The organism is Bradyrhizobium sp. ORS 86 (assembly GCF_045571475.1).
Lineage (GTDB): Bacteria > Pseudomonadota > Alphaproteobacteria > Rhizobiales > Xanthobacteraceae > Bradyrhizobium.
Map to the genome: position 1 here is coordinate 6,626,167 of NZ_CP120699.1, position 21,903 is coordinate 6,648,069.

Annotated in this window: 23 protein-coding genes; 13 read left to right on the top strand and 10 right to left on the bottom strand. The window is 65.5% G+C overall.

Annotated features, from left to right (window positions below; genetic code table 11):
• Positions 1-100 precede the first annotated feature (100 nt).
• Positions 101-910: a 3'(2'),5'-bisphosphate nucleotidase CysQ gene (locus tag P6U25_RS30520; protein WP_407148451.1), complete on the bottom strand. Its 810-nt coding sequence runs from the start codon at positions 908-910 to the stop codon at positions 101-103.
• Positions 897-2,288: a TldD/PmbA family protein gene (locus tag P6U25_RS30525; protein ID WP_407148452.1), complete on the bottom strand. Its 1,392-nt coding sequence runs from the start codon at positions 2,286-2,288 to the stop codon at positions 897-899. The genes P6U25_RS30520 and P6U25_RS30525 overlap by 14 nt, the downstream gene beginning before the upstream one ends.
• 283 nt (positions 2,289-2,571) lie before the next feature.
• Between P6U25_RS30525 and P6U25_RS30530 the strand changes: the two genes are divergently transcribed.
• Positions 2,572-3,096: a DUF6101 family protein gene (locus P6U25_RS30530; protein ID WP_407148453.1), complete on the top strand. Its 525-nt coding sequence runs from the start codon at positions 2,572-2,574 to the stop codon at positions 3,094-3,096.
• A 228-nt stretch (positions 3,097-3,324) separates the two neighbouring features.
• On the opposite strand, the gene ubiA is transcribed toward P6U25_RS30530, so the two are convergent.
• Together ubiA and P6U25_RS30540 are read right to left on the bottom strand one after the other, a co-directional pair.
• Entirely contained in the window at positions 3,325-4,257 is a 933-nt protein-coding gene (gene ubiA / locus P6U25_RS30535; RefSeq protein WP_407148454.1) for a 4-hydroxybenzoate octaprenyltransferase, read from the bottom strand.
• Between the two features lie 24 nt (positions 4,258-4,281).
• Positions 4,282-4,992 carry a hypothetical protein gene (locus P6U25_RS30540; protein ID WP_407148455.1) on the bottom strand — a complete coding sequence of 237 codons (711 nt, stop codon included), beginning with the start codon at positions 4,990-4,992 and terminating at the stop codon, positions 4,282-4,284.
• A gap of 206 nt (positions 4,993-5,198) precedes the next feature.
• Here P6U25_RS30540 and P6U25_RS30545 point away from each other — a divergent pair, with 206 nt between their 5' ends.
• The 6 genes from P6U25_RS30545 (at position 5,199) to P6U25_RS30570 (ending at position 11,417) form a co-directional block, all read left to right on the top strand.
• Positions 5,199-5,957, top strand: a complete 759-nt coding sequence (locus tag P6U25_RS30545) for a 16S rRNA (uracil(1498)-N(3))-methyltransferase (protein WP_407148456.1) — start codon at positions 5,199-5,201, stop codon at positions 5,955-5,957.
• Between the two features lie 309 nt (positions 5,958-6,266).
• Entirely contained in the window at positions 6,267-7,445 is a 1,179-nt protein-coding gene (locus tag P6U25_RS30550; RefSeq protein ID WP_407148457.1) for an ATP phosphoribosyltransferase regulatory subunit, read from the top strand.
• A complete protein-coding gene (gene hisG, locus P6U25_RS30555) occupies positions 7,442-8,419 on the top strand; it encodes an ATP phosphoribosyltransferase (RefSeq protein ID WP_407148458.1) in 978 nt (325 codons plus the stop codon). Before P6U25_RS30550 ends, hisG begins: the two co-directional genes overlap by 4 nt.
• Positions 8,420-8,560: 141 nt before the next feature.
• On the top strand, positions 8,561-9,607 hold the full coding sequence (locus P6U25_RS30560; protein ID WP_407148459.1) for a glycosyltransferase family 2 protein: 1,047 nt from the start codon (positions 8,561-8,563) through the stop codon (positions 9,605-9,607).
• The gene (locus P6U25_RS30565) at positions 9,604-10,443 is read left to right on the top strand and encodes a ChbG/HpnK family deacetylase (RefSeq protein ID WP_407148460.1); all 840 of its coding nucleotides are present in this window, start codon (positions 9,604-9,606) and stop codon (positions 10,441-10,443) included. The genes P6U25_RS30560 and P6U25_RS30565 overlap by 4 nt, the downstream gene beginning before the upstream one ends.
• A 119-nt stretch (positions 10,444-10,562) precedes the next feature.
• Positions 10,563-11,417: a DUF2076 domain-containing protein gene (locus tag P6U25_RS30570; protein WP_407148461.1), complete on the top strand. Its 855-nt coding sequence runs from the start codon at positions 10,563-10,565 to the stop codon at positions 11,415-11,417.
• Positions 11,418-11,570: 153 nt separating this feature from the next.
• Here the strand turns inward: P6U25_RS30570 and P6U25_RS30575 are convergent, their stop codons facing one another.
• Complete coding sequence (locus P6U25_RS30575) at positions 11,571-12,377, bottom strand: L,D-transpeptidase (protein WP_407148462.1); 807 nt, start codon at positions 12,375-12,377, stop codon at positions 11,571-11,573.
• A 312-nt stretch (positions 12,378-12,689) separates the two neighbouring features.
• Here P6U25_RS30575 and P6U25_RS30580 point away from each other — a divergent pair, with 312 nt between their 5' ends.
• The gene (locus P6U25_RS30580; RefSeq protein ID WP_407148463.1) at positions 12,690-13,466 is read left to right on the top strand and encodes a protein phosphatase CheZ; all 777 of its coding nucleotides are present in this window, start codon (positions 12,690-12,692) and stop codon (positions 13,464-13,466) included.
• 251 nt (positions 13,467-13,717) lie between these two features.
• Here P6U25_RS30580 and P6U25_RS30585 read toward each other — a convergent pair whose 3' ends face one another.
• The gene (locus P6U25_RS30585) at positions 13,718-14,233 is read right to left on the bottom strand and encodes a hypothetical protein (RefSeq protein ID WP_407148464.1); all 516 of its coding nucleotides are present in this window, start codon (positions 14,231-14,233) and stop codon (positions 13,718-13,720) included.
• Positions 14,234-14,560: 327 nt separating this feature from the next.
• Between P6U25_RS30585 and groES the strand changes: the two genes are divergently transcribed.
• Both groES and groL read left to right on the top strand, forming a co-directional pair.
• Entirely contained in the window at positions 14,561-14,857 is a 297-nt protein-coding gene (groES, locus tag P6U25_RS30590) for a co-chaperone GroES (protein ID WP_407148465.1), read from the top strand.
• Between the two features lie 160 nt (positions 14,858-15,017).
• Positions 15,018-16,661, top strand: coding sequence for a chaperonin GroEL (gene groL / locus P6U25_RS30595; protein WP_407148466.1), 1,644 nt, complete (start codon positions 15,018-15,020; stop codon positions 16,659-16,661).
• Positions 16,662-16,846: 185 nt separating this feature from the next.
• On the opposite strand, the gene P6U25_RS30600 is transcribed toward groL, so the two are convergent.
• On the bottom strand, positions 16,847-17,215 hold the full coding sequence (locus P6U25_RS30600; protein ID WP_407148467.1) for an antibiotic biosynthesis monooxygenase family protein: 369 nt from the start codon (positions 17,213-17,215) through the stop codon (positions 16,847-16,849).
• 96 nt (positions 17,216-17,311) lie between these two features.
• Here P6U25_RS30600 and P6U25_RS30605 point away from each other — a divergent pair, with 96 nt between their 5' ends.
• From P6U25_RS30605 to P6U25_RS30615, 3 genes are all read left to right on the top strand, one after another.
• Positions 17,312-17,788: a MarR family winged helix-turn-helix transcriptional regulator gene (locus tag P6U25_RS30605; protein ID WP_407148468.1), complete on the top strand. Its 477-nt coding sequence runs from the start codon at positions 17,312-17,314 to the stop codon at positions 17,786-17,788.
• Positions 17,789-17,919: 131 nt separating this feature from the next.
• Positions 17,920-19,116, top strand: a complete 1,197-nt coding sequence (locus P6U25_RS30610; RefSeq protein ID WP_407148469.1) for a hypothetical protein — start codon at positions 17,920-17,922, stop codon at positions 19,114-19,116.
• A 377-nt stretch (positions 19,117-19,493) separates the two neighbouring features.
• Positions 19,494-19,979, top strand: coding sequence for an ester cyclase (locus P6U25_RS30615; protein ID WP_407148470.1), 486 nt, complete (start codon positions 19,494-19,496; stop codon positions 19,977-19,979).
• Positions 19,980-20,059: 80 nt separating this feature from the next.
• On the opposite strand, the gene P6U25_RS30620 is transcribed toward P6U25_RS30615, so the two are convergent.
• The 3 genes from P6U25_RS30620 to P6U25_RS30630 form a co-directional block, all read right to left on the bottom strand.
• On the bottom strand, positions 20,060-20,527 hold the full coding sequence (locus P6U25_RS30620; RefSeq protein WP_407148471.1) for a PaaI family thioesterase: 468 nt from the start codon (positions 20,525-20,527) through the stop codon (positions 20,060-20,062).
• Positions 20,524-21,126 carry a bifunctional transcriptional activator/DNA repair enzyme AdaA gene (locus tag P6U25_RS30625; protein WP_407148472.1) on the bottom strand — a complete coding sequence of 201 codons (603 nt, stop codon included), beginning with the start codon at positions 21,124-21,126 and terminating at the stop codon, positions 20,524-20,526. Before P6U25_RS30625 ends, P6U25_RS30620 begins: the two co-directional genes overlap by 4 nt.
• A 98-nt stretch (positions 21,127-21,224) precedes the next feature.
• On the bottom strand, positions 21,225-21,695 hold the full coding sequence (locus P6U25_RS30630) for a GNAT family N-acetyltransferase (protein WP_407148473.1): 471 nt from the start codon (positions 21,693-21,695) through the stop codon (positions 21,225-21,227).
• Positions 21,696-21,903: the final 208 nt, after the last annotated feature.

Below are 21,903 nucleotides of genomic sequence, written 5' to 3' on the forward strand. Positions count from 1 at the left end.
ACGGGATGCCCGGCAAGCAAGTTGGATCGTGGTCGTCACGGTTCTGGTCGTCACAGGACTGGTCGTGCTCATCGAATGCGCGGTGCTGACCGATGGGGCTTCAGGGCAATGGACGGTTGCGAAAATGCTCGACAATGCGTGCATGACGATCACGTCCGGCTGCTACCAGCACCCCATGCGATACCTCCGGGCGATTGTACTCAATCGCATCCCCCGAGAGCGCAGTCATCTTACCATCCGCTTCCTGCACGATCAAATTCGCCGCGGCAAGATCCCAGTCGCGGCTTTGCCCACCTGCGAAGGCCGCGTCAAGTCGACCTTGTGCTACACGGCACAGCCTGAGCGCCAGCGAACCGATCCGCGGATACAGCGTGATCTCGTCCGGCGTAGGACTGAGTCGCTGCACCAGAGGCTTCGGCCCCGCCATGCGCCGAAAGTCGAAATCGATGCCGGGGGTGGCGTGCACGGCGCTGTCGTTCAATGTGGCGCCCTGCCCGCGCGCGGCAAAAAAGGATTCATCGGTGGCCGGTGCATAGACCGCAGCGAGCACCGGCGACGCACCTTCAACCAGCGCCACGCTGACGCACCAGTCCTCACGACCGGCGAGATAGGCGCGGGTGCCGTCGATCGGGTCGACGATCCAGGTCAGACGCTTGCCGAGCCTCGTCTTGTCGTCAGCGCTTTCCTCAGACAACCAGCCGTAATCCGGTGTTGCCGCGCGCAGCCGTTCCTCCAGCAGCTCGTTCACCGCAATATCGGCTTCGGAGACCGGCGAGGAGACGCCCTTGATCCAGTTCTTCAGCTCGGTCCGGAACAGCGACAGCGCGAGCCGTCCCGCCTCATGCACCGTCCTGGTCAGCAATGCCGCGTCGCGGGCCTTGGTCCAGTCGTCCGTATCAGCGTCCGCCAAGCGTCAGGCCCTCGATGCGCAGCGTCGGCGAATTGACGCCGTAGCGAAATTCCAGATCGTTGGCCGCAACCAGCGACTTGAACATCGGCAGCAGATGGCCTGCGATGGTCACCTCGCTGACCGGATAGGTGATCTCGCCGTTTTCGATCCAGAAGCCGGACGCGCCGCGGCTGTAGTCGCCCGTCACGCCGTTGACACCGGATCCGATCAGATCCGTCACATAGAAGCCCTGGCGGATATCCGAGATCAGCTCCTTCGGCGTCACCGTGCCGGGCTCGAGATGCAGATTGTACGATCCCGGCGAGGGCGAGGACGACACGCCGCGATGGGCATGGCCGGTCGTGGCGAGGCCGAGTTCGCGCGCGGTCGCGGAGTCCAGGATCCATGTGGTCAATACGCCGTCATCGATCAGCGCCAGCTTCTTCACCTTGACGCCCTCGGCGTCGAAAGTCTGCGAGCGCAGGCCGCGCACCCGCAACGGATCGTCGATGACGCGAATATTTTTCGAGAATAGCTGCTCGCCGAGCCGGTCCTTCAGGAAGCTCGTCTTGCGCGCGATCGAGGCGCCGTTGATGGCGCCGACGAGGTGGCCGATCATCGAGCCCGCAACGCGCGGGTCATAGACCACCGGCACTTTGCAGGTTTCGACCTTGCGCGGATTGGAGCGCGCCACCGCGCGCTCGCCGGCCTTGCGGCCGACCGCAGCGGGCGAATCGAGATCGGATGCATGCAGCGCGCTGGTGAAATCATAGTCGCGCTCCATGCCGGTGCCTTCACCGGAAATCGCCGTCGTCGAGATGCTCTGGCTGGAACGCAAGTAGGAGCCGTGGAAGCCGGTCGAGGTCACCAGCACCATGCCGCCGATTCCGGTCGAGGCCGATGCCCCGCCCGATTTGGTGACGCCCTTGACCGCGAGCGCCGCAGCCTCCGCCTCCATCGCGCGGCGCTCCAGCTCGGCGGTGGAAGGAACCTTGCGGTCGAGCAGATCGAGATCGGGAAAATCATGCGCAAGCAGCGCCGGATCGGCCAGCCCGACATATTTGTCGTCGGGCGCCACGCGTGCCATCGCCACCGCGCGTTCGGCGAGCTTCGCGATGCCGTCGCCGGTGACGTCATTGGTCGACACCACCGCCTGGCGCTGGCCGACGAACACGCGCAATCCGACATCGTCGCCTTCGGAGCGCTCGGTTTCCTCGACCCGGCCGTCGCGCACCTCGACGCCCTGCGAGACGCCGCGCACTGCGACCGCGTCGGCGGCATCGGCGCCGGCACGCCTGGCAGCGTCGACCAGACGCTGCGCGAGCTCGCTCAAGCCCGACTGGTCAAACAGATCGGAGGTATCACCGTGTCGCGACGATGCAGATGGTGAAGGGTTCACGAACAAATTCCTGCGGATTGGACGGGGTCGGAACGAGGTCGACGAACCCACCAGATGTGCCGGATTCACAGGGATTTCAAGCGCTTTACCCCGGCAACGGCAAAGATTCTCAAGATCGCGGCAAGGCTTCGTCAATCATGCGGGCCAACCTCTTGTCAATCATGGTGGGAGAAGCAGCGCTGGTGACATCGGGTTAACCAGGCTTTTTAAGCTGAAACGGAAATCGCTCGGCTAAGGTCTCACGCATCGACCGGGAACATAATCCCGGCGGGGAGATAAAGCCGTGAGGCGTCAAACACCAACAGGCGGAATCAACTCCGCCGGGTCGAGCCGTGCACTGCGGCTCGACCCTCTTTCCCTTCCGCTCAGCTTCCACGCGCACGACGTGCGTGCGGATGGCGGCACGCGGCAGGTCGAGCTTCATCGCGAACACGTCGTGCTGCGCCGTGCCGTCAAAGGCATGCGGATGGCCGTCAACGTTCGCGTCAGTGATTTTCTTGGTGTCGCGGTGCGCGGCATCGACGACGCGCAGATGCTGGTGCTGGTTCATCGCGATCCGTCGCTCGCGATTCCACTCGGCACCAGTTCGGACGCCGACGAGATCGTCTCCGCCTGGCAGATGTGGAGCGAGATCTTCGGTCTTCCGCAACTGACCGAGCAGGCGCCACGCGATCCGGCTCCGCGCCGCCGTCGCCGCAATGCGATCCGCAGCCGCCGGCCGAAATTCCTGGTCCGCCGCCGCGCGGGCTTTCGACTGAACGAAGCCAACGTACATCGCGGCGAGCGCGAGATCATCGCGGGGGATTAGCTTCATCGTTTCATCGCGCCGCGTTCGCTGCATAATCATCTGTCGTCCCTGCGAAAGCAGGGACCCATACGCCGCGGCTTGCGTTGCCGGCGGGACTCGTCGTTCCAGCATCGTGCAACAAACAGCGTTTGTGGTTATGGGTCCCTGCTTTCGCAGGGACGACAGCGAGTGTGTAGCTGCGTGCTCACCTCGTGAGAGAGAACGTTGTTGAGTGTGAAGCCCGAGGCTTCACGCCGCGCGCAGCACTGCGTCGACGACCAGGCCTGCGAACAGCAGCAGCCCGGCGTCGCGGTTGGACTTGAAGATGCGCAGGCAAAGCGCGGGATTGCCGGTGTCGAGCCGGCTGATCTGCCAGGCTAGGTGAAGCGCAAAGGCTGCGAGCCCGGCCCACGCCGGCCAGTGCACGCCGGCGAGCCAGAGCGCGGCGCCGATCAAGATCACGGCAAGGCCGTAAAACAGCACGAGCGCGCGATGGGTGCGCGCGCCGAACAGCCGCGCGGTGGATTTGACGCCGATCAGCGCATCATCCTCGGCATCCTGATGAGCGTAGATGGTGTCGTAGGCGATCACCCAGGCGATCGATCCGGCATAGAGCGCGAGCGCGGGCGGATCGATCCGCGCAAACGTCACCGCGAATCCCATCAGCGCGCCGTAGGAGAAGGCGAGACCCAGCACGACCTGCGGCCACCAGGTGATGCGCTTCATGAACGGATAGATCGCAACGATCACGAGTGAGGCGATACCGGTCAACACCGCGAAGCGGTTGAATTGCAGCAGCACTGCGAGCCCGACCAGCGCCTGCAGGACCATGAAGACCGCGGCCTGCGTCACCGTCACCTGGCCGGCCGGAATCGGCCGCGACCGCGTGCGCTCGACCTTCGCATCGAGATCGCGATCGGTGATGTCGTTCCAGGTGCAGCCGGCACCGCGCATCACAAAGGCACCGATGAAAAACAGGACGACCACGAGCGGCAACGACCTGACGTCGTGCGCGATGCCGGCGGCGAGCGCCGCCGACCACCAGCACGGCATCAACAGCAGCCACGACCCGATCGGCCGGTCGTATCGGGCAAGCCGCAGATACGGCCGCGACCATGCCGGCGCGTGCGTGTCCACCCAGTTGCCTGTGGAGTCGGCAACGCGGGTGGAGATGTCGCTCATGTCAATTCGCCCTTCGGCGATCGGTCATCGGGTGAGAACATTGCCGTTCAGCGTGTCGAAGGTGCTGCCGCCCCGCTTGGTCGGCGTCGCCTCCGGCACCGAGGCCGAGGAGCCCAGCACGTCGCTCAAGGTCGGGCCCGCGGGTCCGCGCGCCTGCGCCTGCTGCGCGGCGTTGCAGACCTTGGTCAGCAGGCCTTCGGTGTTCTTGTGGCCGGACTTGAGCTGATCGGCGATCTGCGGCGGGATTCCGCACTTGGCGGCGTTGGCCTCGACATATTTGATCATCTTGACCTCGGCCTGGCTGTAATTGCGGATCAGCTTGCAGGCCTCGTCGGGCCCGGCGTGCCGGTCGCTCGCCGCCTTGATCATCTTGCCGCGCTTTTCAGCTTCCTCGCGCAGCGGAACGAAATTCTTCATGCAGGCGTCGCTCGGACCGCCCGCGGCGGCGCTCGGCGGAGGCGGCGACGAGAGCCCGCCGCCGGCGATCGGCGCCGCGCCGTTGCTCGGAAATGCCGACGGTGCCGCGCCCACCCTGGCGGCCGGCACGCCGTTGACCGGCGGAAACGCGGGATCGGAAGCAGTGCCGGCACGCCCGCCATTGACCGGCGGAAACGCCGGGTCCGAGGCGGTGCCAGCCTGGTTGGGCAAGGGAGGCGGAAAGGCGCCTTGGGCCACGGCCTGGCCTGCGGACAGGGCGGTCGCGGCAACGGTCAGCACGATCAGGCGGCGGATCATCGAGGGTGTTTCTCCGGCAAGGTCCAGGCAACCCCAGCGCATCAAAATGAAGCAACGAAATTCGGGGGCGTTTTACGATTCCTGAGTTGCCTTAACAACCCGTGGATTTGGGCGACAGCGCGGCGTAGGGCCGCGCCCGCTGCATTAAATTGTTCCCGGATTCTAAGCCTTTAGGCTACAAGCGCAGCCGGAGCGGACCATCAAATATGCCTGAACTCGATTTTCGCAGCCCACGGCTGTTCGTCGACGCGCCATTGCGTGCCGGCCAGACGGTCGAACTGGATCGCAACCAGAGCAACTATCTCGGCAACGTGCTGCGGCTGGCCGCCGGCGACACGGTGCTAGTGTTCAACGGCCGCGATGGCGAATGGCGCGCCGCGATCTCCGGCCGCAAGCGCGCCGATACCTTGACGATCGACACCCAGACCCGCGCGCAGGACCGCCTGCCCGACATCGCCTGCGTATTCGCGCCGCTGAAGCATGCGCGGCTCGACTACATGGTGCAGAAGGCGGTCGAGATGGGCGCCGCGCGGCTGCAACCGGTGCTGACGCGCTTCACCCAGGTCTCGCGGGTCAATGGCGAGCGGATGCGCGCCAACGTGGTCGAGGCCGCCGAGCAATGCGGGATCATCTCGCTCGCCGAGGTGGCCGATCCCGTTGCGCTGGATCGCTTCCTCGCGGGACGCGACCCGGTCCGCCTGCTGGTGTTCTGCGACGAGGCCGCAGAGGTGGCCGATCCCGTGCGGGCGCTGCAGGCGGCCACGGCCGCAAATGCCGGGATCGACGTCCTGATCGGGCCGGAGGGCGGATTTGCCGAGGAGGAGCGTGCCCTGCTGCTGCGCCAGCCCAGCATCCTCCGCCTGGCGCTCGGACCGCGCATCCTGCGTGCGGACACCGCGGCCGTGGCGGCGCTCACGCTGGTGCAGGCAGCGCTGGGGGATTGGCGGTCTTCCCCTTCCCCCTAAAAGGGGGAAGGTCGGGATGGAGGTCGGCCGCAGGCGACGCTGCGTGTGGAGAGACATGATCCCCAACCGCTTTGCCCTGACGGGCAAAGCGACCTTCCCTTTCCAAGGGGAGGTCGAGACCGCCGGGGCATAACCGCCCCTAGCCAAGCTGTCGTAAAATCGTTAACGCACCCAATCATTAAGCCGCTTGATCATTAAGCCACTTGGCCGATCACAGTCGAAACCGTAACTGGGCCATGGTAAGGGCGGCACCAAAGCAACCCGGAACTGCGAGCTGGAACCCAGATTCTGGCCGTTTTGGATATTGAGATGACCGAAGCTGCTGCAACACGATCCGCTTCCGGATCCGCCGCGGAGTCCGCCTCCTGGGCGGATGCGCTGCTGGCCTCGTTTGCGCAAGCCGGCTATCTCAGGGCCGAGCCCGCGATCCTGCAACCTGCCGAGCCGTTCCTCGACCTGTCCGGCGAGGACATCCGCAAGAGCCTTTATCTGACCACTGACGCAACCGGCGAAGAGCTGTGTCTGCGCCCCGACCTCACCATCCCGGTGGCGCGCGACTACCTCGCCTCGCCGCGCGCCGGCCAGCCGGCGGGCTTCAGCTATCTCGGCGCCGTGTTCCGCTATCGCTGGGGCCGGCCCGGCGAGTTCCTGCAGGCCGGCATCGAATCGTTCGGCCGGCAGGACCGCGCCGCGGCCGACGCCGAGATGCTGGCGCTGGCGCTGGAGGCGACCACGGCGTTCGGGCTCACCGATGTCGAAATCCGCACCGGCGACGTCGCGCTGTTCAACGCGCTGCTCGAGGCGCTCGACCTTTACCCGGTGTGGCGGCGGCGGCTGATCAAGGACTTCAACCGCAAGGTCTCGCTGATCGACGACATCGAGCGGCTGACGCTCAAGACCACGCCCGGCCGCAACGAATATGAAGGCGTGCTCGCCGCGCTCGCCGGCTCCGACCGCAAGGCGGCGCTGGCGCTGGTCACCGATCTGATGTCGATCGCCGGCACCACCAATGTCGGCGGCCGCACGGTGGCCGAGATCGCCGACCGCTTCCTCGAGCAGTCGACGCTGAAGGGCGGCGCGCTGCCGCGCGATGCGGTCGATGTCATCAAGCGCTTCCTGTCGATCGCGGGCGATCCCGACGATGCCATCGCGCAGCTCCGCGCGCTGGCCAACGACGCCGGGCTCGATCTCGCCGCGGCAATCGATCAGTTCGAGAGCCGCGTCGGCTTCATGGCCGCGCGCGGCATCGACACCCACAACACGCGGTTCTCGACCTCGTTCGGTCGCGGCCTCGACTATTACACCGGCTTCGAGTTTGAGCTGCATGCCAAGGGCAACGGCGCCGAGCCGCTGATCGCCGGCGGCCGCTATGACGGGCTGATGACGCAGCTCGGCTCGGCCACCCCGATCCCCGCCGTCGGCTTCTCGGTCTGGATCGAGGCGATGACCAAGCACGGCAAGGCCGCCGCCCGTGGAGGCGCCGCATGAGCACGCCCTTTGTCGTCGCCGTCCCCTCCAAGGGACGCTTGCAGGAAAACGCGGAGAACTTCTTCGCGCGCGCCGGGCTGAGCCTGTCGAAACCTGGCGGCGCACGCGATTATCGCGGCACCATTGCCGGCCTCGACAATGTCGAGATCGCCTACCTTTCGGCGAGCGAGATCGCGGCCAATCTGGCGCGCGGCACGGTGCATCTCGGCGTCACCGGCGAGGACCTGGTGCGCGAGAGCATCGCGGATGCCGACCGCCGCGTGCTCCTGATCGACGGCCTCGGCTTCGGCAGCGCCAATGTCGTGGTCGCGGTGCCGCAGGCCTGGATCGACGTCCGCACCATGGCCGACCTCGACGACGTCGCCTCGGGCTTCCGCGAGCAGCACAATCATCGGATGCGCGTGGCGACCAAATACATCAACCTGACGCGCGGCTTCTTCGCCAGGCACGGCGTCGGCGACTACCGCATCGTCGAAAGCGCCGGCGCCACCGAAGGTGCGCCCGTGGCGGGATCCGCCGAACTGATCGTCGACATCACCACGACCGGCGCGACGCTCGCCGCCAACGGGCTGAAGGTGCTCGACGACGGCGTGATCCTGCGCAGCCAGGCCAATCTGGTGGCCTCGAAGGATGCCGACTGGTCGAACGGCGCGCGCGAGACCGCGCGCATCATCCTCGACCACATCGCCGCGCGCACCCGCGCCAACAAGTACCGCGAGGTCCGCACCCGCTTCGCCGGCTGCAACGACGCGCTGCTCTCCGAGGCGCATAACCGCTTCGGCGTGGTCGCCCCGTTCGGCGGGCCGACCTCCTCCGGCATGCTCACGCTGCACTGCCCACCCGGCAAGCTCTACGCGCTCGGCAGCTTCCTGCGCGACCACGGCGCCGACACGGTGTCGGTGGTGTCGCTGGATTATGTGTTCGACCGCGAGAACCCGCTGTTCGCCAAGCTTGAGGCGTTCCTGCGACAATGAACAGGCCAGGCTGTTCATGTTGGCGACAGCCGGGCGCCGGTACCATATTCTGTCAAAGGGAACTCTTGTTTTGACGCGTTTTCTTCACGCGAGCCGGAAGGCCACTTCGCTCGAAAACGCCCTAGTTCTGGAACCTGATCGATGATGCTGGGCTCTGACGTTTCCAGCCTGACCACGACCGCCAAGACCGCCGCAGCGCAGGGATTGTCCATCGTCGTGCCGGCCTACAACGAGGCCGCCGGACTTTCCGCGCTGCATCAGCGGCTGGTCGCGCTCGCCAAGACGTTGCGGGCCCGCTACGGCCTCTCCTGCGAAGTGGTCTATGTCGACGACGGCAGTAAGGACTCGACGCTCGCGGTCGCGCGCGGCCTGCCGGCCGATTCGCTCGACGTGCAGGTGGTGTCGCTGTCGCGCAATTTCGGCAAGGAGGCGGCGCTGATGGCCGGCCTCGATCACGCCCGCCGCGGCGCGGTGCTGTTCATGGACGGCGACGGCCAGCATTCGCCCGATCTGGTGGAGCGACTGGTCGCGCACTGGATCGATGACGGCTACGACGTCGTCTACACCGCGAAGGCCAATCGCGACAATGAATCGGCGGCGCGGCGGTTTGCCGTGCGCGGCTTCTATGCGCTGATCAACTGGGGCGCGCGGCAGAAGATCCCGGAGGATGCCGGCGACTTCCGCCTGCTGTCGCCGCGCGCGGCCGCGGCGCTGCGGCAATTGCCGGAGCGCAACCGCTTCTTCAAGGGGCTGGCGAGCTGGATCGGCTTTCGGCAGATCCGCGTCGATTACGAGCCGGCGCCGCGCGCGCATGGCGTCACCACGTTCAACGCCGGCCGGCTGATCGGCCTCTCGATCGAGGGCCTGACCTCGTTCTCGGTGGCGCCGCTGCGCTTCGCGAGCCTGCTCGGCGCGCTGCTCGCCTTCGGCGCGTTCCTGTTCGGCCTCTCGATCGTGTGGGAAGTGTGGACCACCGGCAAGCAGGTGCCCGGCTATCCCTCGCTCGTGGTCGGCCTGATGACGATCGGCGGCGTGCAGTTGATCATGATCGGCATCGTCGGCGAATATATCGGCAAGATCCTCTCTGAATTGAAGGCGCGGCCGATCTACTTCGTCGCCGAGCACACCGAGAAGCGCGCCGACGGCACGGCGGCCGAAAGCACCACGACGCGGACCGCGGCCGAATGAGCGATGCTCTGCGTCGCATCTGGCTGTGTGCCGACGACTACGGACTGAGCGACGGTGTCAACCGCGCCATCCGCGACCTGATCGAGCGCGGCCGCCTCAACGCAACATCGGTGATGACGGTCACCCCCGCGATCGGCCGCGAAGCGGCGGCCGCACTGCAGGCATCCGTTGCAAAAAGTCCGCGCTGCGCGATCGGCCTGCATGTGACGCTGACCGCGCCGTTCCGGCCGCTGACGCTGCATTTTCGTCCGCTCGACGGCGACATGTTCCTGCCCTTTGCCAAGCTGCTGCGCGGCGGGCTGTTGCGGCGGCTGGACGCCGAGCTGATCCATGCCGAAGTGCTGGCGCAGCTCGATGCCTTCCACGAGCTGTTCGGCCGCGCGCCCGACTTCGTCGACGGCCATCAGCACGCGCAGCTCTTCCCGCAGGTGCGCGACGGATTCCTGAGCGCGGTGAAGGAGCGTGCCCCGGATGCCTGGGTGCGGCAGGGTGGACGCAACGCCCCGCTGGCGCAGCGGCTCGCCGCGCCGAAAGCGCTGGTGCTGGATGCGCTCAGCGCGCAGTTCCGGAAGAAAGCGGCAAAGCTCGGCCTGCGCTTCAACCCGGCCTTCGATGGCGCCTATGATTTCGCGCGCGCCCCCGATTTCGGCACGCTGATGCGCGGCTTTCTCGACGGCCTGCCGGAGGGCAGCCTCGTGATGTGCCATCCCGGCTTCGTCGACGAGACGCTGAAAAGCCTCGATCCGCTGACCACGCAGCGCGAGAAGGAGCATGCCTATCTCGTCGGCGATGATTTCCCCGGCCTGCTCGCCCTGAATAAAGTTACACTGGCCTGACAAGGTTCAGGCCTTTTGTCGCATACGTAAATTTAATTCGGCTCCCTACTCCTTGCGCCACAAAACCCGCCTACATCTCGGGCGCGCTTCGAAGTCTTTCGACGCGATGGAGAACCGCCATGACACCGCAAGAACGCCAACTGATCGACGACCTCTTCGACCGGCTCGCCAAGCTGGAGAACGCCCCGCGCGACAACGAAGCCATGTCCGCGATCATGCAGGGCCTGCGCAGCGCGCCGAACGCGGTCTATGCGCTGGTGCAGACGGCGCTGGTGCAGGACGAGGCGCTCAAGCGCGCCCACGACCGCATCCAGGAACTGGAGGCCGCGGTCGGTCAGCAGCAGGGCGGCCAGCAGCAATCCGGCGGCTTCCTCGATTCGATGCGCGACGCGATCTTCGGCCAGAACCAGCCGCACGGCTCGGTACCGCCGGTGCGCGCGCCCGACATGGGTAGCCCGGATCCGGGCAGCCGCCCGGTCTGGAACTCGGGCCAGGCGATGCGCGAGGCGCAGGCCGGCAGCGGCTATGGCCAGCCTTACGGCCAGGGCCAGCCCTACGGCCAGCCGCAACCCTATGGCGCGCCGCAGCAGCCGCCGTTCGGCGGCGGTGGCGGTTCGTTCCTCGGTACCGCGGCGGCAGCCGCGGCCGGCGTGGTCGGCGGCTCGCTGTTGATGAGCAGCATCCGCGGCTTGATGGGCGGCCACCAGGCCTTTGCCGACGCGGGCGGCCTCGGCAGCGGCGCGCGGCCGTGGGGCGGCGACCAGTCGTCGAGCGATCTCGCGCGCGACGCCGGCATCAACGACATCGGCGCGTCCGGCCGCGACAATGACAATTCGCGCGCCGGCCTGTTCGACCAGGCGTCGAACAACAATAATGACGACGACAACTATGCCGACAACGATCACGATTCCGACGACTACGATGACGACGGCGGATTCGACGATGGCGGTGACAACGGCAGCGACTACGCCTGATCGATTTCCTGAAACGAAAAACGGCCGCTCGCATCGAGCGGCCGTTTTGGTTTGATCGATGGTAGCCCGGATGGAGGCAAGCGCAATCCGGGAAGATCGAGCCGCGAGCGAGACGGCTCCCGGATTTCGCTTCGCTCCATCCGGGCTACTTTCTCACATCACCACGACCTTGGCGCCGACATTGACGCGGCCGTAGAGGTCGATCACGTCCTCGTTGCGCATCCGGATGCAACCAGAGGAGACGTTGGTGCCGATGGTCCAGGGCTCGTTGGAGCCGTGGATGCGGTAGAGCGAGGAGCCGAGATACATCGCGCGCGCGCCGAGCGGATTCTCCGGCCCGCCCTCCATGTGCCGCGGCAGGTCGGGACGGCGCGCCAGCATTTCCGGAGGCGGGGTCCAGTCCGGCCATTCCCGCTTCGCCGAGATCGTCTTGACCCCCGCCCAGGTGAAGCCGGGACGGCCGACGCCGATGCCATAGCGCAGCGCCTTGCCGTCGCCCTGCACCAGATAGAGGAACTTGTTCGGGGTATCGACGACGATGGTGCCGGCGCGCTCGGTGCCGTGATAGTCGACCAGTTGCTTCTCGTATTTCGGATCGAATGGACGGAGCCTTGGATCGCCGGCCGTGTCCTGCTGCTGGTAGATCATCTGCTGCTGCGGATCCATCGGCGGCAGCGGCTCGCGGTTGCCGTAATAGGCCGGCTGCTGCTGATAGACCTGCTCCTGGTAGGACTGCGCCGCCGGTCCGTCGCCGAACAGGAACTCGATGAAGCCCCCGCCCAGGTTGGAGCGCTGCGGCTGCACATAGGCGGTGCGCATCTGCGGCTGCGGCGCTCGCCGATTGGCGTAGATTATCGTAGGCTCGGGAAGCGGCGCGGCATCGATCGCCAGGGCCTGATGCGGAGCTGCAATAAGCGAAGAGGCGCCGGCGAGCAGCGCAAGACTGGTTTTCTTGAACATCGACGTACTCTGTACTGTTTCGTCGTGACGCGTTGCAGACTGGCGCCTGCACACCTGCGCCGCTGCACGTGGTCAATAAGCAATGAAAACCGCATCGGTCTGGTAAACGTCACGGGCGTTTCGATTCACCACGTCGTCACGCGCATCGGGTTTTGTCCGGTAGCGTTTATTTTGCGTGAATGCGCGAGCCGCATGGTTAATCGGCGGTTTGAAACCGCGTCGCGGCACGCTCGGCAAATTGTTCCGGCGTGAACCTCACGTTAAATCGCCGCTGTCTAGAACGGGCGCAGTCATTGGGGCGGGAATGAAATCATGTCGGTGAAGCGTAAGCGTTTTCGTGTCGAGCAGGCCATGATCGGCGATGTGGCAATGCCGGAGCCGGAGGCTGCCGGTGGCGCCGATATCGGTCCGATGCATCGCGAGATCATGGACGAGCTTCGCTCGATCCGCGCACAGATGGCCGCGCCGCGCGCCGCCGGCAACGAGACCGCCGAGGCGATCGTGGCGCGCGAAGTCGCCGAAGCGCATGCGCTGCTCGAGACCTATCGCGCCCAGGTCGAACAGTGCGAGAAGCTCAAGGTCGAGCTCGATCTGATCCACGATGCGATCAGCCGCACCAAGCGCGAGATCGCCGTGCTGCACGGCAAGAGCTTCAACGGCGAGGAAATGGCCAAGGTCAATGGCGAGCTCGGCGCGGTCGTCGGCGGCACCGAGCAGGCCACCCAGCAGATCCTCGAGGCGACCGAAGCGATCGACCAGGCCGCGACCGCGCTGTCGAAGAATATCACGCCGGATCAGCAGAAGCTGCTCAGCGAAGATATCCAGGAGCGCGTGATCGCGATCTTCGAGGCCTGCAACTTCCAGGATCTCACCGGCCAGCGCATCAGCAAGGTGATGCAGACGATGAAGTTCATCGAGCAGCACATCAACGAGATGATGGACATCTGGGGCGGCGTCGATGCCATCAAGGCGCACGTGCCGCCGATCGTCGACACCCGCGAAGGCGATGCCCGCCTGCTCAACGGTCCGAAGCTCGACGGCGATGCCGGTCACGCCTCGCAGGACGACATCGACGCGCTGTTCGATTGAGAAGCGTCAGATCAGAACAAAAACGCCGGCCCAAAGGCCGGCGTTTTTTGTTTCCCCGCCCGTTGACGCCATTGCCTTCTCCCCTTGTGGGAGAAGGTGGCGCGAAGCGCCGGATGAGGGGTTCTGTCAGCGAACGCAGGACGAAAGAGACCCCTCACCCGGATTGCATCTGGCGATGCAATCCGACCTCTCCCACAAGGGGAGAGGTGCACCATCGCTGCGGCACGAGTTAAAGTGAGGATTTTTACCGATCACGCCCTGGGCGCGCAGCGGACATAGACCATGTTGCCGTAGCGCACGGCGGCGTCCTTGTCGACGAAGCGGGTGACCAACACGCGGCCGTCGAAGGAGATAATCTCGCGGTCCTGCTCGCCGGGCGTCGGACCGGGCGGGCCGATATAATTCTTGCCGCTCGGCGACCCCTTCAGCCGCAATTCCTGCGGGGTAGCCTGGTCGGCCAGATGCATGATGACGCCGCCATTCTGACCGGCACCGATCACGTAGGGCTGCTTGCACTGGGCGCGCGCGGCGGCCTCGGTGCGGGCGCGGTCGGCGGGATTCTGGTACGAGGCGAGCCCCCAGCGGCCGACGATCTCGTCGGGCCTGATTGAGGCCGGCATTTCCGGAGCCAGGCCCGGCCCGGGCCCCGGCTCGGGGTTCGACGATAGTGACGGCAAGTTCGTGCTGCTGCATGCCCCCAGGGTTATCGTCAGCGCCGAGACAGCCGCGAACCGTGCGACCAATCGCGCGTTGAGTGACCTGATCATCTGTATCATCCCCCCGACAATGTCCCAGCCGCACCCATCCCGGCAGCCAAGCGTAAAACTTAAGACCGAGCAATGACGTCCGACGAAATTGCGGCATCGCTACGATTTGGTTTCCGTCTCACCATCCTATATTGGCCTCACCAAGGCCTTAACCCCGGTTTGCTTGACAGAAACAGCGCCAGGCCATATTTCCCGGCGCGCAATTAGCACTCTGGCACCACGATTGCTAAATGGTGGCCGGGCGTCCCGCCCGGCGCCGACCCGGACCGGCATCCAACGCCGGGCTCGATGAACCAGACCTGAAACCAGCCTCCAAGAGGGAACGTCATGGCTAAATCCAAATTCCGCCCGCTGCACGACCGCGTCGTGGTCAAGCGTATCGATGCCGAGGAGAAATCCAAGGGCGGCATCATCATTCCGGACACGGCCAAGGAAAAGCCTTCCCAGGGCGAAATCGTCGCCGTCGGCCCGGGTGGCCGCGACGAGGCCGGCAAGCTGATCCCGATCGACCTCAAGACCGGTGACCGCGTGCTGTTCGGCAAGTGGTCGGGCACCGAGGTCAAGATCGACGGCGAGGAGCTCCTGATCATGAAGGAGTCCGACATCATGGGCGTGCTGGTCTGATCGCCACTCAATTGCGCGGCCGCTACACCCATTCGTCGTCATGCCCGGGCTTGCCCCGGGCATCCATCGTTCTTCGAAAGATGGATCGCCGGGTCAAGCCCGGCGATGACAGGTGCGGGAGCAGCAAGCGCATCTTTCAAAGCTGACAGGAGTTCAAGATATGGCTGCCAAGGACGTAAAATTCGCCGGAGACGCCCGCGAGCGCATGCTGCGCGGCGTGGACGTGCTCGCCAATGCGGTGAAGGTGACGCTCGGGCCGAAGGGCCGCAACGTCGTGATCGAGAAGAGCTTCGGCGCCCCGCGCATCACCAAGGACGGCGTCACCGTCGCCAAGGAGATCGAGCTCGAGGACAAGTTCGAGAACATGGGCGCGCAGATGCTGCGCGAGGTCGCATCCAAGACCAACGACACCGCCGGTGACGGCACCACCACCGCGACCGTGCTGGCGCAGGCGATCGTCCGCGAAGGCGGCAAGTCGGTCGCCGCCGGCATGAACCCGATGGACCTCAAGCGCGGCATCGACATCGCGGTCGCAGCCGTGGTCAAGGACCTCGAGAAGCGCGCCAAGCCGGTTGCTGCCTCCTCCGAGGTTGCCCAGGTCGGCACCATCTCGGCCAATGGCGATGCCGCGATCGGCAAGATGATCGCGCAGGCGATGCAGAAGGTCGGCAATGAGGGCGTGATCACGGTCGAGGAGAACAAGTCGCTCGAGACCGAGGTCGACATCGTCGAGGGCATGAAGTTCGACCGCGGCTACCTCAGCCCCTACTTCATCACCAACGCCGAGAAGATGACCGCCGAGCTCGAGGACGCCTACATCCTCCTGCACGAGAAGAAGCTCTCCGGCCTGCAGGCGATGTTGCCGGTGCTGGAAGCCGTGGTGCAGTCCGGCCGTCCACTGCTGATCATCGCCGAGGATGTCGAGGGCGAGGCGCTGGCGACGCTGGTGGTCAACCGCCTGCGCGGCGGACTGAAGGTCGCCGCCGTCAAGGCGCCGGGCTTCGGCGATCGCCGCAAGGCGATGCTGGAGGACATCGCGATCCTGACCGGCGGTCAGTTGATCTCCGATGAGCTCGGCATGAAGCTCGAAAGCGTCACGGTGAACATGCTCGGCCGTGCCGGCAAGGTCGTGATCGACAAGGAGAACACCACGATCGTCAAGGGCGCCGGCAAGAAGAAGGACATCGATTCCCGCGTCACGCAGATCAAGGCGCAGATCGAGGAGACCACTTCCGACTACGACCGCGAGAAGCTGCAGGAGCGTCTGGCCAAGCTCGCCGGCGGCGTCGCCGTCATCAAGGTCGGCGGTGCGACCGAGATCGAGGTCAAGGAGAAGAAGGACCGTGTCGAGGACGCGCTGAACGCGACCCGCGCCGCGGTGCAGGAAGGCATCGTGCCCGGCGGCGGCGTGGCGCTGCTGCGCGCCAAGAAGGCAGTCGGCCGGATCAACAACGACAATGCCGACGTGCAGGCCGGCATCAACATCGTGCTCAAGGCGCTGGAAGCTCCGATCCGCCAGATCTCGGAGAATGCCGGCGTCGAGGGCTCGATCGTTGTGGGCAAGATCCTCGAGAACAAGTCGGAGACCTTCGGCTTCGACGCCCAGACCGAGGACTATGTCGACATGGTCGACAAGGGCATCATCGACCCCGCCAAGGTGGTGCGCACCGCGCTGCAGGACGCCTCCTCCGTGGCCGGCCTGCTGGTGACCACCGAAGCCATGGTCGCCGAGCTGCCCAAGGACGCGGCGCCGGCGATGCCGGGCGGCGGCATGGGTGGAATGGGCGGCATGGGCGGCTTCTAAGCCTCTCGCTCCCATCTGCATCGAGATCGAAGGCCGCCTCCGGGCGGCCTTCTTTTTTGTAGGAGCTGAAGCCTGATGAAGTTCGGTTGAGCTGGCGCGGCAGCGGAAGTTCACCTCTCCCCGTCGTCGGGGAGAGGTAAACCGAATCCGTGGCCGGCCCGGCTTCGATCCATATTCATCGCGCGCTACGCGACGCAGACGCCTGGGACCGCGACCTTCTGGAACAGATGCGGGGACGCCACGGCTGACGAGGGATACGCCGACAGCTTCGCCCTGAACTCGGGATTTGCGAAGGCGGCCCGGAAGGCGGCGGTCGATTCCCAGACCGCGTAATTCAGATAGGCCGGGCTGTCGCCGATCGCGCGGTGAAGCTGGGTCGAGATGAAACCCGGCTGCCGCTTCATGATCGCGGCGTCGTCCTGCCAGGCTTTGAGGAAGCTATCCTCGTCGGCCTTGTCGAGCGTGAAGAGGTTCACGAGCACGACGGACGTGGCATCGAGGGCGAGCTGACGTTCGATCGGGAATGCGGGATCCAAAGGACGCATCTGGGGCATGGCAGGCTCCATCCAATTTGGTGCTATAGTGTCATTCCGGTATGATACGTCAGACCATATTGACATCATAATGTCAATATGAATTTATGGTGACAAATGCCCCAGACCAAGCGAACCCCGGCCGGCGAGGGCCTGACCAATCTCATCCCCGACCTGTTCCGGCTCAACAGCCTGCTGTTCACGGCCGGCGACCGGATGGTGGCGCGGCTTGGACTGACCAGTGCCCGCTGGCAGATTCTCGGCGCGATCATCGCAGCCGAGCGTGCGCAGCCGGTGGCATGGCTGGCTCGCGATCTCGGTGCTGCCCGGCAGAACGTGCAACGGATCGTCAACGACCTGGAACGGGATGGGCTGGTCACCTTCGAGACCAACCCGCATCACCGCCGGGCGCAACTCGTGGTTCCCACCGACAAAGGACGCCAGGCTTTCGACGCGGCCATGCGCTTGCAGCTTCCCTGGGTCAACGGCCTCGCCGACGGACTTTCGGTGAAGGACATCGAGACCACGAGCCGCGTCATGAGCACGTTGCGCGCGAAACTGACGAGCAATAACGACCGTGAAACGAGCGCCTGACGCCACGGAAGCGCTCCACATCATCAGGAATTCGAGCCAGGGCCGCCTCCGGGCGGCCTTCTTTTTTGGCCAATGACACAGAGGTTTGCTAGTTACGGCGGAACCGATTCCGCCCTTCGAGGACTCATCGTATGCGCGCGCTCCCGCTCCTGCTGCTCGGTCTTGTCGCCGCCTCGGCACCCGCCGTTGCCCAGATGAAGCTGCAACCCAGGGCCGGGACCGGTGGGCCTGAGACGCGCTATTTCACCGCGCTTGACGGCCTGATGGAGGGCAATGCCGACGTGATCCTGAAGGAAACCCGTCAAGGCAAGACCGTCACCGCAGCCGTGCTCGACGTCTGCTATCCCGCCCAAAAGGGTTCCGATCGCAAGGACCGCTTCATCGCCAACCTCACCGTCAACGGCCAGACTCTTTCGGGCAGCACGCAGAGCGTCGCCGACAAGCAGCCGGTCGCCGTCAAGCTTACCCGCAAACAGACCGGCGACACGTTCGAGTTCCGCGGCCAGATCACCATCGGCCAAAACGTGACCGAGGTCGCCTCGTCGGACAATTCCGATCTCAGCGAAAGGGAATTCCAGGACAACCAGGCGACCGATGATGCCATCACGGCACAGCCGAAGGATTTCACCGACGTCTCGCCGGAATCGGTCGGCATCCGGGTGAAGCTCGAATCCGCCGCGGATTTCCTCAAGAGCCTGAAGGGTGACGCCGTCGAGGTCAGCACCTCGAGCCTTGCGGTGACCTGCGACGCGATGCGCGCCGGTGAGCAGACCATCAACCTCACCGTCGATCCCGAACACGCTGCCGCGCTGCTCACGAAGGCGAAATCCGCGCCCGGCGTGACCGCAGCAGGCTGGACCAGCGGCGTGATCGAGATGGATCGCACCATTCGCTTCCCCGCCGCCGACTGGCGCGACGGCGACAAGATCAACCGGGACAAGATCGCGACCACAATCTCCAGCGTGCTGGCAAAAACCCTGTCGGCCAAGCCGGCGTCGGCGTCATGGAACGCCAACACCGGCAAGCTCAAGCTGATCCTGAAGCGTCCGAGCCCGATCTACCCGTCGCTCGGCCTCACCGAGAATCTCGAGATCACCGCGCTGGTGTCGCCGGAGAAGCCCGGCAGCTCCGACCGGCTGATCCTGTGGGTCTCGAGCCCCGTGACCACGACCACGGACGACAGCGCCGGCGCGAAGCTGACCCTGACCGAAGACACCGGCAGCGACGAGGAAGGCGGCGAGCCGAAGGACGACAACGGCTCGATTGACGCGCTGATCAAGGAGTTCAAGGGCCAGCGTTGGGACGCCGACAAGTCGCTGTGGCGGTAAAGCCCGCGCGGCCCGGCGGGAAGCCCGCGCCTGATCAGCGACATGACGTTCTCGCGTGCCTGCACGGCAGCGGCATCCGGACCGGACTGAAGCATCCCGTTGCTGCGCAGCGCGGCGACGGCATCGACGTTGCGCATGATCGAGGCACGATCGAGCGGCATCGATCCACGGACCACCCGATTTCAGATCGCGCGACGGTGGTCACCACACTGCGCTAAGCGCAGCAGCGGTCACGCAAAATCTCATCCGCATCTCACATTGCGCCTGGTCCGGAATCGGGTGGAGGGAAGCAGGTCTCCGAATGCCTACTGCGCGCATTGAAGCAACGCCGATCGCGATGCTCGCGACACAGGCACAGCGCGAATGGAGACGATGCGATGTCAGAGAATAACAAGAGCGTAGTGGCCCGATGGTTCAAGGAGTTTTGGGGAAATCCCTGGAATCCGCAAGTCATCGACGAGCTCGCGACCGCCGACATTGTCGTGCACTACCCGATGCATGAACCGAAACGAGGACGCGCGGAGGTCATGAACTTCATGACGGAATTTCGCGAGGCCTTTCCCGATCTCAACTTCTGGGGCGTCGGCGATCTCATCGCGGACGGCGACTATGTTGTCGGCCGCTGGGAAGGCGGCGGCACGCACACGGGTCCGGCATTCAGCGACTTCCGGCTGGGCTCGATCCCCGCGGCCTCGGGACGCAAGATGAGATTCGCCGGCACGACGGTGCTGCGTGTGCAGCAGGGACGGATCGCCGAGGAATTGGGACAGGAGGACGCACTGACCGCGATGCTTCAGCTCGGTCTCATTCGTTTACCTGGTCACGATGCCGCGATGCAGCGGACGGCAGAGAGCGCCCGCTGAAGTCCGTGGAGGGGCGCAGCGCTGCCGCGGAGCTCAGCGGCCAGCGCTGCGCCGCCATGCCGGTATCGCCGGCGCAGCGGTCAGGACTGGAAGATCAGGCAGGTCGTGGTGCCGTGCGCGAGCAAGCGTCCCTTGCCGTCGGTCACCTTGCCTTCGGCGGTGCCGACGCGGCGGCCGCAATTGAGAACCTGCCCTTCCGCCCGGATCGGACCGGTATCCGGCGTGATCGGGCGGACCAGCGAAATCTTGAATTCGAGCGTGGTCTGGCTGATCCCGGCGTCGAGCGTCGACTGCACCGCGAGCCCCATGCAACTGTCAAGCAACGTGGCGGTGAGGCCGCCATGCACCGTCCCCGCCGGATTGAGATGCGCCTCGCTCGGGACCAGCGTGACGACGACGCGGCCCTTCTCGGCTTCCGCAACGTCATAGCCCAGGGTTCGTGCGATCGTGTTGAGCGGCAGTGCGCCGCTGGCGAGCCCCTGCACGAATTCGAGCCCGCTCATCTGCTTCTTTTGTTCTGCGCCGACGGTGCCGTAGGTCTTGGTCATTGATGATCTCTATCGGAGGTTACGGTTGGGTGAGGGTACGGAAAGCGGCTCCGTCGCAGCGCCGACGGAGGCCGGCCGTAGAACCTGGTGAAGGCGGCGTTCATGCGCCGGACGCTGGAAAAGCCCGCGCGCTCGGCGACCACACGGATCGGAATGTCGCCGCCGTCGATCAGGCGCTTGGCGCGCTGCACGCGGAGCGACAGCGCGACTTGCAGCGGCGAGGCATCGAGATGCTCAGCGAACAGGCGCGACAGATGCCGCGCGCCGACGCCGAGCCGACCCGCCAGCGCATCAACGCCGCCGCGGTCGAGTGTCCCCTGCTCGATCAGGGCCAGCGCGCGCTCCACGGTGGTCCTGGTGCCCTTCCAGGCCGGACAAAACGGCGCCGCCTCCGGACGGCACCGCAGGCAGGGCCGGAAGCCGGCCCGCTCAGCCGACGCGGCGCTACGGTAGAACGTCACGTTACGTGCGAGCGGCGTGCGTGCGCGGCAGACGGGGCGGCAGTACACGCCGGTCGTCTTGACCGCGACGAACACGATGCCGTCCCAGGCGGCATCGCGGCGTTGAAAGGCTTCATACTGTGCGGCGAAATCGAGCATGTCACCGCTATAGCGACCGCCCGCCTGAGTGACGACCCGCTTCCCGGAGACGAGGTCCGGAATCGACCACTGCGCGGCAGCCCTCACCGCATCTGCGATCAGGTTCCGAGGCGCTTGGTCATGAACAGGCTGAGCGGATCGGCCGCATAGCCGCCGAACGGCGGGCATTCGCGATAGCCGGACGTGCGATAGAGCCCGATCGCCTCCGGTTGCCGGATTCCCGTCTCCAGGCTGATGCGGTCGATGTGCTGCCGGCGGGCGGCGTCCTCCAGGGCTTCCAGCAGGCGCCGGCCGAGCCCGGCTCCCCTCGCCTCGACCCGCACGAACATCCGCTTCATCTCGGCATGACCGGGGGCGATGATGCGGAAGGCGATCGATCCGAGCACCTCCTTGCCGCCGCGCGCGACCAGGAAGACCGTGTCCGGCGCGGCCAGCGCATCGGCGTCGACGAGATGATTGCTCTCGGCCGGATACAGCGCCTGCATGGTGGCGTCGGACAGGGCGATCAGCCGCTGGACCTCCGGCTGCCTTGGGTCTTCGGCTGCGATCGTAATCTCAGGTGTGCGCATTTCGGCTAGGTCCATACGCCGCGTGATCAGGATCGGCCGCAACGGGACGACATGTCGCAACTGTCGGCTGTCACGATAACCCCGTCAATCCAAGGGAGGCCGTGCATTCGCTCATCGTTTGCCGCAGTTCGGTCACCAAGCATTAAGGCTCGATTCAGTTTCGAGGATCATCATTGCGCAGCCGAACATAGGTCACGCCATGCAAGAC